This window comes from Actinosynnema sp. NPDC037264 (assembly GCF_055603705.1).
The window spans coordinates 90,279-103,683 of sequence record NZ_JBVJVK010000031.1 but is presented as its reverse complement, the minus strand read 5'-3'; the positions used below and the strand labels follow the sequence as shown (position 1 = coordinate 103,683).

General features: G+C 72.7%; 12 protein-coding genes and 1 pseudogene. 10 read left to right on the top strand and 3 right to left on the bottom strand.

The features are described from left to right. Positions 1 to 252 precede the first annotated feature (252 nt). On the bottom strand, positions 253 to 951 hold the full coding sequence (locus tag ACZ7GX_RS28570) for an NUDIX hydrolase (RefSeq protein ID WP_498781055.1): 699 nt from the start codon (positions 949 to 951) through the stop codon (positions 253 to 255). 271 nt (positions 952 to 1,222) lie between these two features. Here ACZ7GX_RS28570 and ACZ7GX_RS28565 point away from each other — a divergent pair, with 271 nt between their 5' ends. Both ACZ7GX_RS28565 and ACZ7GX_RS28560 read left to right on the top strand, forming a co-directional pair. Then, entirely contained in the window at positions 1,223 to 2,335 is a 1,113-nt protein-coding gene (locus tag ACZ7GX_RS28565) for a 5'-methylthioadenosine/S-adenosylhomocysteine nucleosidase family protein (RefSeq protein WP_498781053.1), read from the top strand. Then, on the top strand, positions 2,332 to 4,632 hold the full coding sequence (locus ACZ7GX_RS28560; RefSeq protein ID WP_498781051.1) for a hypothetical protein: 2,301 nt from the start codon (positions 2,332 to 2,334) through the stop codon (positions 4,630 to 4,632). The genes ACZ7GX_RS28565 and ACZ7GX_RS28560 overlap by 4 nt, the downstream gene beginning before the upstream one ends. A gap of 67 nt (positions 4,633 to 4,699) precedes the next feature. Here the strand turns inward: ACZ7GX_RS28560 and ACZ7GX_RS28555 are convergent, their stop codons facing one another. Continuing rightward, positions 4,700 to 7,924, bottom strand: a complete 3,225-nt coding sequence (locus ACZ7GX_RS28555) for a GH92 family glycosyl hydrolase (protein ID WP_498781050.1) — start codon at positions 7,922 to 7,924, stop codon at positions 4,700 to 4,702. Positions 7,925 to 8,094: 170 nt separating this feature from the next. On the opposite strand from ACZ7GX_RS28555, the pseudogene ACZ7GX_RS28550 reads away from it, so the two are divergent. The 7 genes and pseudogenes from ACZ7GX_RS28550 to ACZ7GX_RS28520 all read left to right on the top strand — a co-directional run. After that, positions 8,095 to 8,355 (top strand): annotated as a pseudogene (locus ACZ7GX_RS28550) (toll/interleukin-1 receptor domain-containing protein); the annotation flags it as partial. 596 nt (positions 8,356 to 8,951) lie between these two features. Next, positions 8,952 to 9,179 (top strand): hypothetical protein, encoded by a 228-nt coding sequence (locus tag ACZ7GX_RS28545; protein ID WP_498781049.1) that lies wholly within the window; start codon positions 8,952 to 8,954, stop codon positions 9,177 to 9,179. Positions 9,180 to 9,235: 56 nt separating this feature from the next. Then, entirely contained in the window at positions 9,236 to 9,529 is a 294-nt protein-coding gene (locus ACZ7GX_RS28540; protein ID WP_230565331.1) for an ArsR/SmtB family transcription factor, read from the top strand. Then, positions 9,526 to 9,912, top strand: a complete 387-nt coding sequence (locus tag ACZ7GX_RS28535; RefSeq protein WP_498781059.1) for a VOC family protein — start codon at positions 9,526 to 9,528, stop codon at positions 9,910 to 9,912. Before ACZ7GX_RS28540 ends, ACZ7GX_RS28535 begins: the two co-directional genes overlap by 4 nt. Positions 9,913 to 10,030: 118 nt before the next feature. After that, complete coding sequence (locus ACZ7GX_RS28530) at positions 10,031 to 10,252, top strand: hypothetical protein (protein WP_498781047.1); 222 nt, start codon at positions 10,031 to 10,033, stop codon at positions 10,250 to 10,252. Continuing rightward, positions 10,249 to 10,803, top strand: a complete 555-nt coding sequence (locus tag ACZ7GX_RS28525; protein WP_498781045.1) for an HAD domain-containing protein — start codon at positions 10,249 to 10,251, stop codon at positions 10,801 to 10,803. Before ACZ7GX_RS28530 ends, ACZ7GX_RS28525 begins: the two co-directional genes overlap by 4 nt. Positions 10,804 to 10,884: 81 nt before the next feature. Next, positions 10,885 to 11,772, top strand: coding sequence for a GDSL-type esterase/lipase family protein (locus ACZ7GX_RS28520; protein ID WP_498781043.1), 888 nt, complete (start codon positions 10,885 to 10,887; stop codon positions 11,770 to 11,772). Here the strand turns inward: ACZ7GX_RS28520 and ACZ7GX_RS28515 are convergent. After that, positions 11,769 to 12,734 (bottom strand): hypothetical protein, encoded by a 966-nt coding sequence (locus tag ACZ7GX_RS28515; protein ID WP_498781041.1) that lies wholly within the window; start codon positions 12,732 to 12,734, stop codon positions 11,769 to 11,771. The two genes, ACZ7GX_RS28520 and ACZ7GX_RS28515, sit on opposite strands and share 4 nt — an antisense overlap. A 109-nt stretch (positions 12,735 to 12,843) precedes the next feature. Here ACZ7GX_RS28515 and ACZ7GX_RS28510 point away from each other — a divergent pair, with 109 nt between their 5' ends. Then, complete coding sequence (locus ACZ7GX_RS28510) at positions 12,844 to 13,350, top strand: hypothetical protein (RefSeq protein WP_498781040.1); 507 nt, start codon at positions 12,844 to 12,846, stop codon at positions 13,348 to 13,350. The last annotated feature ends 55 nt before the right edge of the window (positions 13,351 to 13,405 follow it).

Genomic DNA, 13,405 nt, shown 5'->3' with positions numbered 1-13,405 from the left:
CATGAGCAAGCTCATCAGGGGTCACCGGGACATGAAACCGCCCAGCCCGCCCCGGTGCCCCCCCGACACGCCGAAACCTAACAAAGCACTACTAGGCGTTGACGTCGACGTCAACGCAAGCCGACCGCGCTCACCTCTCGTTGCCGCGCTTGTAGTTGCCGGTCACCCGCGCCGACAACGCGCGACACCAACACCTGGCCGTCCTCGGCACCCGCCAGTCGAACGGGTCGTCTTCGAGTCCCACCGGCGGGTTCAGGTGCGCAGGATCGGCGGGTGCAGGACCGTGGCCGGGCCGCGGCGGTAGATGACGGCGGGACGTCCGCCGTTGCCGCTGGTGCGCTTGCCGGTGGCCACCAGGAAGCCGTCGACCCCGGTGACCTTGCGGTGGAAGTTGCGCGCGTCCAACTCCTCGGACCACACGATCTCGTAGACGCGCCGCAGCTCCGAGATCGTGAACTCGGGGTTGCAGAAGGCGGTGGCGAGCGTCGTGTACTCCAGCTTCGAGCGGGCCCGGTCGACCGCGTCGGCGATGATCTGACCGTGGTCGAACGCGAGCCGCCGGCGGCGGCCGAGCACCCGGTCCACCGGCACCCACCGCGCCCGTTCGGCGTCACCGCCCGCGCTGGGCAGCGGCAGGTTCGGCACGATGGCCAGGTAGCAGACGGTGACCACCCTCATGCGCGGGTCACGGCCCGGTGCGCCGTAGGTGCGCAACTGCTCCAGGTGCAGCCCGGCCGCGTCGAGCCCGGTCTCCTCGGCGAGCTCCCGAGCCGCCGCGACGTCGATGTCCTCGTCCTCAGTGGACAGGAACCCGCCCGGCAGCGCGAGGCGGCCGCGGTACGGCTCGACGCCCCGGTTGACCAGCAGCACGTGCAGGCGTTCCGCGCGCACGGTGAGCACCGCGAGGTCGACGGCTATCGCCACCGTCGGGATCGTCCATGAGGCGCCCATCGCATCACCTTAACTTCTCGTCGTTGTGACGACAAATGGACCGACGGCGGCGGAACACCCCTCGGCCAACGACGTGCGGACGCCGACGGGCACGGACCGCGCCGGTAACCGTCAGGTTGACGAAAACCATGGGTCGGTCTTATCGTCAGACTGACGTCAAGGTTCGGACCCCTGTACCGCCGGCGCCTACCGTCGACCGGCCCCGCCCCGCCGACCGCGCCGTTTCCGCTGTCATCACATGCGCGCCCGGCCAGTGAACGGAGCAGAGCAGATGATCGTGGTCCTCACGGCGCTGGAGGTCGAGCGCGCTGCCGTCGTCCAGCACCTCGTCGACGTGCGGCCGCACCGACATCCCACCGGGACGATCTTCGAGCGCGGTGTGCTCGCCGGCCACCCCGACCACCACGTCGTGGTCGCCCTGACCGGCGCCGGCAACGGGGCCGCGGCCGTCATGACCGAACGCGCCCTCACCGAGTTCCAGCCGTCCGCCGTGCTGTTCGTGGGTGTCGCGGGCGGTCTGCGGGACTGGCTCCGCCTCGGCGACGTGGTCGTCGCCACCCGCGTGTACGGCTACCACGCGATGCGCAGCGAGGACGACGGCGACCACGCCCGACCCCGCGCGTACGAGACGGCGCACACCCTCGAGCAGACCGCCCGGGTGCTGGCGCGCACGCCGGCGTGGCGCTCCGGGCTGCCCGCCGGCCAGGAGCCTCCCCAGGTCCACTTCGAGCCGATCGCGTCGGGCGAGGTCGTGCTCAACACGAGGACGTCGGCGACCGCGCGGCACCTGAGCCACCACTTCAACGACGCGGTCGCCGTGGAGACGGAGAGCGCGGGCGTCGCGCAGTGCGGCCACCTGCACGGCTCGACACCGACCATCACGATCCGGGGGATCAGCGACTTCGCCGACGGCGCGAAGGACGCGGCCGACCGCGGGGGTTCGCAGGAGCTGGCGGCGCGCAACGCGGCGCTGTTCATGCGCGTGCTGATCGCCGAGCTGTCGTCGACGCCGGACCAGCCGGACCCGCGCAACGGCAGCGGCAACGGCACGTCGGTCCACAACAGCGTGTCCGGCACGGCCAACTTCGCCATCCAGGCCGGGGTGATCAACGGAGGGGTCTGGTTCGGCGACTCCCCCGGGCCGGACCTCCTCGCCCTGGAACGGCTCACCACCGCCGTCGCGGAGGCCCGCCGGACCGACCGGCTGACGGTGGAGGCGTTCACCGGCGCGATGCTCGGCTTGGTGGACCTCCGCCACCAGGCGAGCACCGCACCCACCGACACCACCCGCCTGCGGGCCCTGCGCGCCGGCCTCGCGGACCACTTCGCCGGTGATCCCGAACTGCTCGCCCTGCTCGCCCGGGTCTTCGGTGGCGCGCCGTGAGCCGGCAGGACGGCGAGCCCGAGGTCAGGAACACCGTCGAGGGCGACCACAACCGCGTCACGCAGGTGGGCGTGGTCAACGGTGGCGCGGTGTTCCACGGCGATTCGACGGTGTACCAGTTCACCAAGGACGACCCGCCCCAGCGCAAGTACGAGGTGGCGCGCAACCACCTCGCCGGCGGCTCGCCCAGGATCGCCGAGGGACTGCTGACCGAGGTGGTCCGGGCCGGCCTGTCGAGCACCGAGGTCGCCTACCACTACGCCCTGGCCACCCTGAGCGAGCGCTCGATCAACCAGCTCGGGTCGGCGCAGTTCGAGCAGATCAAGACGGCGTCGGGCATCGCCGACCGGTACGCCCACGACTCGTGGCGTGCCGCCCTCGACGTCATCCGCGACCTGATGACGTGCGTGACCGCGCAGGAGCACGAGCGGGAACCCGACCGCGAGGCGCTCGACGAGGTGCTCGCCCGGTTCAACCTCCTGTCCAAGCAACGCCGCGAGGAGATCACGCGACACCTCGGCATGATCATCGGTGGCGCGATGCAGGACCGGCTGGACCGCGACAACTCCGAGGCGGTCGCCGAGGCCCGCGTCTCCGGCAACCGCTCCGAGCGGGCCTGGAAGTTCTTCGAGGCGACGCCCGCCGAACCCCGCCTCGTCACGCCGTACGAGGACGGCCGGGTGCCGCTGCGCACGTGGGCCCTCACCGTGCTCGGCGGCGTCGTGCTGATCGGCGGGCTCCTCGTGCCGCTGAGCGCCGCGGCGCCGGGCGTGGCGGACGCGGTCGCGGCGTGGACCGCCTTGGCCGTCCTCGCGCAAGGGGCGACCGTGTGGCTGGGCGGGCGGGTCGTGGCGTCCCGCCGGCGCCGGCGGCGGCTGGAGGTGGAGCACGGTGGGCGCCGCGTCCCGGAAGCGGTGGAGAACCTGCGCCGGCTGGGCAGCAAGCGGTTCCGCGCCGACGTACTCGGGCTCATCGAGCGGGAGATCGACCGGAAGCACCCGGACAAGCACGTCGAGGGACGGCGGTGGAAGGACGACGCCAAGCGCAGCGGGCAGATGCTCTACCTGCGGCTGGTGCGCACCTACGGCTCGGTGATCCCCGACCCGGAGCACCGCGACGCCTACCGCCGTGCCGTCAAGCGCGAGATCAGCGCGTGGACGCTGCACTGGCTCGTCAGGATGCACGTCGCCCGTTGGGCGGACCGGTGGTCCGACGGCCGGTTCTTCGCCTTCCGCAAGGTCTCGCACGCCGAGGTGGCCCAGGGCGTGGCCGCGCTGCTGGGCGCGCTGGTCGCGATCATCGGTGTCGCCGGTGCCCACGCGGCCCTGGGCGAGTGGTCCGCGGTGACCTCGATCTGGGGCGCGACGGTGGCAGGCGTCGTGGTGGGCGGCACGGGCGGGGCGGACCTGGTCGGCCGGAAGCTGGCCCTGTCGCACGAGCGCGCCGAGTGCCAGGCGTTGTTGGAGGAGGAACGGGCGGAACGGGAGCGCTGCCTCGAACAGCTCGCCGACCGCCCCACGGACGCCGAGATGGCGCGGTGGTTCGACTTCGACAAGGCGCACCTCAAGGCCGTGGCCATGAAACGGGCCGGGCTGGCCAACCGGGACGTCATCGCGCACGTCGTCCTCACCGAAGGGCTGCCGCGGGCCAAGCGCGCCCGGGTGATCTACGGACCGCCCCGCTACTCCAACTACCTCGTGCTGGTGTTCCTCCTGACGGAGAACGGCGTGCGCGAGTTCCGGTTCGACCTGCAGTTCGAGATCGCCGCCGTGAGCAACGAACAGCGCGCGTCCTTCAGCTACGGCTCGCTGGTGCTCGTGGAGGTCAAGGAGGTGGGTGTGCAGTTCGCCGGCGAGAAGCGCACGATCGTCCTCGTCTGGGACAACGACGACACCACCCTGCTGGAATCGCGCCAGGGCACGGTGTTGAGCCGGGCACTGCACCTGTCGTTGCAGAACAGCCGCGACATCAGCCTGGTCGTGGAGAACTTCGAGGAGCTCAGCGACAAGGAGGAGAACCCGGAGCAGCTGGAGGAACTGGCCTTCGCCGCCTCCGGGATCACGTCGGCGCTGCGCATCCTGGAAGCCGTGGCGGTCGAGGGCCGCGAGTGGATCAAGGAGGAACGCCGCCGGCGCGACCGGGGCTTCGAGGAGTGGAAGCGCGCGGAAGGCCTCGACCCGTCCGCGCTTCGGGCCGCGCCGCACGCCGACGTGCTCGCGCTCGGGTCGGCCGAGGCGCCGGCGACCGAGGACCACGGAGTCGACGACCTGCCGTTCGCGTCGCCGGACGACAACTGAGTCGAACGGACGGCCGGCAGCCAGGGCCACGCGGCCCTGGCTGCCGGCGAACGGTGGACCGCGTCGGCTACGCCAGCGTGATCGCGTACACCTCCACCCGCGGGTCGTCGGGCAGGGTCACGGAGTGCACCGCCTTGGCCGGGTCGAGCGGCAGGGAGAGGCCGAACAGGCGCACCGGCGGGCCGTCCACGCCCTGACCCGCCTTGATGCGGTGGGGCATCTCCAGCACCACCGTGCTGCCGGAGCCTGCCCAGTCGCCGACCGTCATGGCCGCCTCCGCCGTGCTGCCGTCGGCGTACCGGACGGTCACCGCCGTGGTCACCGGGCCGTTGTGCGACGCCGCCACGAGTCGCAGCGCCGAGTGCCGGCCGCCGGGCAGCAGCATCGCCTGCCCACGTGCCTCGACGAAGTTCGCCGCCGTGCCGGACGCGTCCGGCGCCTGGTAGGTCACGCCGCCCAGCACCACCGGGCCGGGTGCGGGCAGCAGCGCGGCGTCGTAACTCCAGCCCGAGCCGTCGAAGTTGCCCTGGTCGGACGCGGCGACGGTGGCCGTGCCGTCGTGGTTGAGCTCACCGGCCAGGTCGACCGCGCACTGCGCGCCCGCCACCGCGCACGTCGCCGCCTTCCGGACGTCCACCACCGCCTCGCGCACCACGGTGTTCGGCCCCGCGACGGTGACCCGCACCGGGTAGCGGCCGATCGGCGTGCCGGCCGGCACCGTCACCACCACCCCCACCGACCGCTGGGTCGGCAACCGGCCCGACTTGATCACCAGCTGCCCGGTGGTCGTCACCGACCAGCCGTCCGGCGCGGTCGCCGTGATGCCGACCGGCACCGTGCCGGGCGCCTGGACGAGCACGTCCAGGGTCAGCTCGACGGTCTGCGGCGCGTCCGCCGTCGGCACGACCGCCGACGCCTGGCGCAGCGACGCGTCCACGTGCCGCCGCCCGTCGGCCTGCGCGCGGTTGACCGACGGCGGCTCGGCGCCGGGACCGGTGCCCCAGGAGGACGGCGCGGTGCCGAGCCGGTGCGCCAACGTGCCGCCGCCCGCCACGGTGTCCCAGTCCAGCCACGTCTTGCGCACGTCCTGGCCGTTGAACGACACCTGCTGGACGTACCGGTTGGCGTCACTGGCCCCCGGCGCGGTGATGGTCAGCGTCTTCTGCCCCGTTCGGACGGTCGCGCCCGGGAACTGCGGGCTGGACAGCGCGAGGAAGTCGCCGCCGCTCATCGTCGGGTACAGGCCGAGCGACGAGAACACGTACCAGGCCGACATCGTGCCCAGGTCGTCGTTGCCGGTCATGCCGTCCGGACCGGTGGTGAACAACGTCATCGCCGCGCGCACCACGGTCGCCGTCTTCGACGGCGTGCCGGTGGACAGGTAGAAGTACGGCGCGAGCAGGTCGGGTTCGTTGTTCGGGTTGTACGTCGGCTTGCCGTAGTAGTCGTACGGCTGCGTGATCCAGTCCTCGCGCACGGTCCCGGCAGGGTCGGCGAGCAGCTCGTCGTAGGCGAAGAACGCGTCCAGCCGCTGCTCGGTCGCCCGCCGGCCGCCCATCAGCTGCACCAGGCCGTTCGGGTCCTGCGGCACCAGCCACTGGTACTGGAACGCGCCGCCCTCGTGGAACTGGTGACCGGCGTCGACCGGGTTGTACGGCGTCACCCACGTGCCCTCGGCCGTGCGGGGCCGGAAGTGGCCGGTCGAGGCGTCCCACAGGTTGCGGTACCACTGCCCGCGCTCGGCGAGCACACGCGCGTCGTCGTGCTTGCCCAGGCCGCGCGCCATGATGGCGAGCGACGCGTCGGCCGCCGCGTACTCCAGCGTCGCCGACGCCGGGTGCACGCAGTCGTTGTCGCCGCCCTTGTGCGCGCAGTCGACGCCGAGCTTCAGGCCGGACGGGATGTAGCCGCGGTCGAGGTAGAAGTCCACACCGGACCGCCCGTTGTACGGCGAGTCGGCCGGCGGGACGCTGGTGGCGTTGCGCTTGAGCAGCTCGTACGCCTCTTCCTCGTGCCCGGCGAGCAGGCCCTTCGACCACGCCTCGACCAGGAACGGCGTCACCGGGTCGCCGGTCATGATGTTGGTCTCGCTGTTGGCCAGCGCCCAGCGCGGCAACCACCCGCCGTCGCGGCCGCTCGCCACCACCGACAGGGCCACGTCCCGGGCGACCGCGGGTTCCAGCAGCTCCAACAGCTGGTTCTGCGGCCGGTAGGTGTCCCACAACGACAGGTTCTGGTAGGGCGTGAAGCCGTCCGCGACGTGCGCTCGCCCGTCGAAGCCCAGGTACCGGCCGTCCACGTCACCGGCCAGGTTCGGGTGCAGCAACGAGTGGTACAGCGCGGTGTAGAACGCGGTCCGCCGCTCCGGCGCGCCACCGTCGATCTTGATGGAGTCCAGCCGCCGCACCCAGGTCTGGTGCGCCCGGTCCTTCGTCGCGTCGAAGTCGTAGGAGTCGCCGGTCTCGGCGGCGAGGTTCTTCCGCGCGCCGTCCATCCCGGTGTAGGACAGGCCGACCTTGAGCACCACGTCCCGGTCGGCCGTGGCGTCGAAGGTCACCCAGGCGCCGTTGCCGCCCTGGCCCGCCGCGTCCGGCACGCCCGGCGCGCGGGTCGTGCCGCGCCACGTGCCGAAGCTCGCGAACGGCCGGTCGAACGTGGCGGTGAAGTACACGGTGTGCTCGTCGTGCCCGGCGCAGAACCGCCCGGCCTTGATCCGGCCCTCGACGGTCCGGTCGCCGACGACGTGCACCTCGGAGTCCAGCACCTGCTGGTTGGCCTTGCCGGTGTTGAACAGGACGTTCGCCTGCGCGCCCGCCGGGAACGTGTGGCGCTGCCAGCCGGTGCGCGGCGTGGCGGTCAGCTCGGCGTTCACGCCGTAGCGGGACAGCCCGACCCGGTAGTAGCCCGGACGCGCCTCCTCGTCGGCGTGCGAGTACTTCGACCGGTAACCGGCGGTGTCAACGTTGTCCACCGGGCCGGTCGTCGGCATGACCGGCAGCTCGCCCGCGACGCCGCAGCCGACGCCGGACAGGTGCGTCTGGCTGAAGCCGTGGATCTCCTGCTGCTCGTAGTCGTAACCGCCCTGGCCACCGGTGTCCGGGCTGACCTGCAGCATGCCGAACGGCAGGCTCGCGCCGGGGAAGGTGTTGCCGAAGTTCTGCGTGCCGACGAACGGGTTCACCAAGGTGGTCGGGTCCACGTCGGCGGCAGCGGCGGGCGCCGCGACCACCGGTGCGCCCATGAGGGCCAGCGCGGCGGCGAGCAGGAGCGTGTTGCCTCGTCTGAGCGGCATCGGCAGGGTGACCTCTCTGGGTGACAACGTTGTCAGGCGACCCGCGTGCCCGGGTCACCGGCCTCGACTCTCGCGCACCACTCCCCCGGTCGTCCAGCCCTGCCGCACACCCTGACCGGTCAAATTCCGAACCGCGTGGCGTGCGGGCACGGCGGCGGTAGCTTGGGCGCGTGGCCGAGGACCGGTGGGACTTCTTCATCGCTTACGCCGGCCCCGACCGGGAGGCCGCGGCGACCCTGCACGACCTGCTCAGCCCCCTGTTCCGGGTGTTCCTCGACCACCGGAGCCTGCTGCCGGGCGACGATTGGGGCGCCCGGCTCTCCGCCGCGCAGGGCCGGGCCGCCGTCACGCTCGTGCTGATCTCCCCGCGCACGGACGCCGCCTACTACCAGCGCGAGGAGATCGCCAGGGCGCTCGACCTCGCCCGCCGCGAGGACGACCGCGGGCACGGCGCGCACCGCGTCGTGCCGATCCTGCTGGACGAGCCGGGCCTCACCGTCGACCTGCCGTACGGCCTGCGCCTCAAGCACGGCATCTCGGTCGCCGAGTCGGGCGGGCTCACCGGTGTCGCCGATCGCCTGACGAGCGCGCTGCGGTCCCGGCTGGCCATGTCGGCGGCGGAGATCCGGCGGCGGCACGTCGCCCGTGCGGCGGTCCGGCGGGCCGTCCGCCTCGTGCCGACCGCGAGCTTCGACCGGGACGGCCGGCTCGGGCTGCCCGCTCGCGCGTACGTGTTCATCGGCGACCACGACGAACAACGCCACCGCACGCTGCGGCAGGTGCTGTCCAACCTGCTGATCGGCGACGCCTTCGACCGGGTCGAGAACTCCGACGTGCCGTGGACGGCCCTCACGTTCGAGGTCGGCGACCTGAACCGGCGCAAGCTCGACCTGATGCCGGGCACCTGGAAGGCCGCGTTCCGCATCCTGTCCGACCCGAGGCGCGCGGCCCGCTTCACCGCGACCGCGGAGGAGCTCGCCGCCCTCGGCCGCCCGCCGCGCGACTACTACTCCCCCGACCAGTCCCGGTGGTACGGCAGCTGCACGACAGGGAACGTCGGTACACCCCGCACGGCGCCGACCACTTCCTGTACGACGTGCTCGGCATCGACGACCTCTGCTTCGACGGCAGCGGCATCACGCCGTCGACCGGGACGCCGTCGAGGGTGTTCTTCGTGCGCAACGTGCCGCTGTCCACGATCACCTACCGGGTCCGGCACCTCGGCCGGCCGGGGGACGACGTCGTCCTGGACTAGGCACGACAGGCAAGCCCTCACTTGCAGGCAAGCCGTCACTTGCCTATGGTGGGGTCGTGGCGGAGGAACTCTTCAAGGCGCTGGCCGACCGCACCCGTCGACGCATCCTCGACGAGCTGGTCGAACGCGACGGCCAGACCCTGTTCGAGATCTGCGCGCGGCTGCTGACCAAGTACGACCTCGGGCTGACCAGGCAGGCGGTCAGCCAGCACCTGGCCGTGCTGGAGGCGGCGGGCCTGGTCCGGTCGCGGCGCGAGGGCCGCTACAAGTTCCACGAGTTGAACACCGAACCGCTCGAGCTCATCGTGACGCGGTGGCTCAGGCCCGAAGCACCGGAGAACACCCCATGAGGATCCACCTGTCCAGCGTCTTCGTCGACGACCAGGCCAAGGCCCTGAGCTTCTACACCGACGTGCTGGGCTTCGTGAAGAAGAACGACGTCCCGGTGGGCGAGGACCGCTGGCTGACCGTGGTCTCGCCCGACGATCCCGACGGCACCGAACTGCTGCTGGAGCCCAGCGGCCACCCCGCGGTGAAGCCGTACAAGGACGCGCTGGTCGCGGACGGCATCCCGGCCACCGCCTTCGCCGTGGACGACGTGCGCGCCGAGTACGACCGGCTGCGCGGGCTCGGCGTCCGGTTCACCCAGGAGCCCTTGGAGATGGGCCCCGTCGTCACCGCGGTGCTGGACGACACCTGCGGCAACCTGATCCAGATCGCCCAGTACAAGTAGGCCCTGCCCGGACCACGCGACACCGGCCGGTCAAAAGGCAGTTCGGGCCGGTGTCGCGAGCCTGTCCGCGTCGCGGTGTCGATGAGGCCGCTGCGGCCACCACTTCCGGGGGAAGAGCATGACCGAGTACCGCGGCTACGCGGCGAGACAGAGGTTCCGCTCCGACGTCGCCCAGTCGCCGGACGGCGCAACCGTCGCGTACGCCGCCGACATCGACGGGCAGCACCACCCGCACGTGGCGCCTGTGCCCGGCGGGCCGAGCTCGGCGACTTCGAGCACGCGGTGGCACGCCGGGATGGCCCGCCCGGTTGGCGACGCCTCCGAGAGCCGGTCGGCATGACGGCGCGCGGCTTGCTGCTGCTGGACGTGGACGGACCGCTGAACCCGTACGCCGCGAACCCGCACCGCCGCCCCGCCGGCTACCGGACGTTCCGGCACACCCGGCGCGGGACCTGGCACTCCGGCCGTGACGCGCGCCGGTACAAGGGGTTGCGGGTGTGGCTGAACCCCGAGCACGGCGCCCTGCTCCGGGCGTTGGCCGAGGACACCGGCCTGGAGCTGGTGTGGGCCACGACGTGGATGCACCTGGCGAACGCGCTCGTCGCGCCCGCCATCGGTCTGCCCGCGTTGCCGGTGATCGAGTTCCCGGACTTCGACGACGGGTGGCGCCCCGACGGGGACTGGAAGTGGCGGGCCGTCGCGGGTTACGCGGACGGGCGGCCGCTGGCGTGGTTCGACGACGAGCACGACGTCGGGTACGACGACGCTCGGGCGTGGTTCGTCCGGCACCGGGCGGGCGTGCCGACCAACCTGTGCCACGTCGACCCCCGCCGCGGGCTGGGACCCGAGCACCTGGACGACGTCCGGGCGTGGGCCGCGACCATCCGGTAGGTCCACAGTGGACGGTCGGTGGACCGTTCCGCCGGGAGGTAGCCTGGGTGATCGGGACACGACGGGCAGGAAGGGGTTGCCGTGCCGGGACTTCGGCGGATCGCGCTGATCGGGGTGCTGCTGGCGTCCCTCGGAGCGTGCACCGAGGCGCCCACCACGACTCCCCCGACGACGGAGCGTTCCACCGGCACGCCGGCCGGCGAGCGCGTGTACGTGTCGTTGGGCGACTCCTACGCCACGGGCTACCGGCCGCCGAACGCGCCCGCCGGCGGCGACGGCTTCGCCTACCTCGTCGCCGAGCGGTCGGACCTGCGGTTGATCAACCTCGCGTGCAGCGGCGCCACGTCCGCGCAGCTGCGCGCCGAGCCCGGCTGCGCGCCCGGCAACCGGGGCCCCGGCGCGCCGGACCCCGCCGGCCGCACCCAGCTCGACGCGGCCGTGCAGGCGCTGCGCGAGCACCGGGGGCGCATCGGCCTGGTGACCGTGGTGATCGGTGGCAACGACCTGGCGCCGTGCGCGCAGGCGCGGGACGCGTTGACGTGCGCGTCCCAGGCGGTGGCCGCCGTCCGGACCAACCTGGCCGCCACCCTGCCCGCCCTGCGCGAGGCCGCCGGCGACACCCCGATCGTGGGCCTGACCTACCCGGACGTGTTCCTCGGCGCGTGGGTCTCCCCCGCGTTCCCGAACGGCCAGGACCTCGCGCGCCTGTCGGTGTCGCTGTTCCGCGACTTCTTCAACGCCGCCCTCAAGTCCGAGTACGAGAAGGTCGGGGCGCGGTTCGTCGACGTCACCGCGACGACCGGCGGCTACGGCCCGTTGACGGAGACCACCCAGGACCCGGTCTACGGCGCGATACCGACCCCGGTGGCGAAGGTGTGCGAGCTGACGTACTTCTGCGAGCACACCGACGTGCACCCCACGCCCGCCGGACACGAGGCGATCGCCACCGCCGTGCTCGCCGCCCGCTAGCGCTCACGTCCGCCGAACGCGGCGCGCACCCGCCGACCGGCCAACCGCACCGGCTCGACCACCGACTCGCGCACCCACCGCGCCGGAGCGACCACGACGGCGCGCCACACGTGCCTGATCGCGCGGCCGACGGGCGCCAGCACCACCCGGTAGACCCACCGGGCCGGCGGCACGACCACCGCGCGGAACACCCGCCCCAGCAGCCGCCAAGCCCAGACCAGGGCGTCCCCGGCCACCCGCGCGACCATCGCCAACCCCCGCCCCACCAGGCGGAACGCCCAGCCCAGCGCCCTCGCGAAGAGCCGCACCAGCCACCAGAGACCCCGCGCGACGCGCACGACCACTTCGCGCCACAACCACCGCGCGGGCCCCACGACGAGCGTCCGCCAGCACCACGCCAGCGGCCGGCGCACCACCACCCGCAGCACCCACCCGACCGCGCCGACGACCCGGCGCACGAAGTCCTCGACGGCCACGTCCGCCGTCCGCAACCACCGGCCGACCGGCGCGAACACCCGGCCCAGCCCGCGACCGGCGGGTCGCAGCACGAATCGCGCCAAGGCCCGGAACACCCACCGCACCCCGGCGCCCACCACCGCGAGCACCCGGTCCACCGCACGGAAGACGGCCCGCAGCACCACCCCGAGCGGCCTGAACACGAACCGCACCAGCGTCCTGCCGACCCACCGCAGCGCGGAGCCGAGCGCGCCCACCACCCACCGCACCCCGGCCCCGAGCGGCACGAGGACCCACCGCCGCACCCACCGACCCATCGCGCGAACGACGGCCCAGACCCACCTGGCCACCGCCGCCAACGGACGCAGCACGGCCCGGCCGACGACCTTCAACCACTCCCACGCCACCCGCACCGGCACCACGATCACCACGGCGACGGCACGTGCCACCCACACCGCCCAACGCGGCGGCTGCGGCTGCTCTTCGATCTCGTTCCCCCCGTTCACACCCACTTGAACGCGCCGCCGCGGCGCGCGGTGCCGTCCCACCTCACCAGAACACGAGCGGTCGTCACCGGTGCGCGGTCCGTCACGGGCGTCCACGTATCGTTGCGCGGTGTTCGATCGCATCAAGGGCAACGCCCGTGCCGCGGAACTGCTGGCGACCGACTTCGACTTCGACCTCGACCGGGCCGAGCACGGGGAACCCGTGTGGCCGTCGTGGGACGGCGAGTTCCGCCCCGTCGCCGGTGACGCGGCGGGCGGCACGTTCTACGCGTGCGGCGGGCCCGTGCTGTACGCGAGCTCCGAAGGTGAGGCGGGCGTCCTCGCCGCCGACCCGACCGCCGCGATCCAGCTGGTCGTCGGCGTGCCGACGCGGCACGACGTGGTGACGCGCGCACCGGACCTCGACGCCATGCGCACCGCCTTCGCGTCGACCCTCGCCGAGTTCCTCGAGCACGAGCCGGACCTCGACCGGCACCAGGCCGAGGTCTCGGCGGAACTCGGCCTCGACCGCGTCCCCGTCGACGAGTTGCTGATCCGGCTGCGCGCCACCCTGACCGAGCTGTCGCCCGACTTCCGGCTGCTCAACGAGGAAGGCGAGGAGTACGACCCCCTCTAGTTCTCTCGACCGGTGGTGTTCCAAGGCCGCCCGGTCACCTTCGAGACCGTCGCCC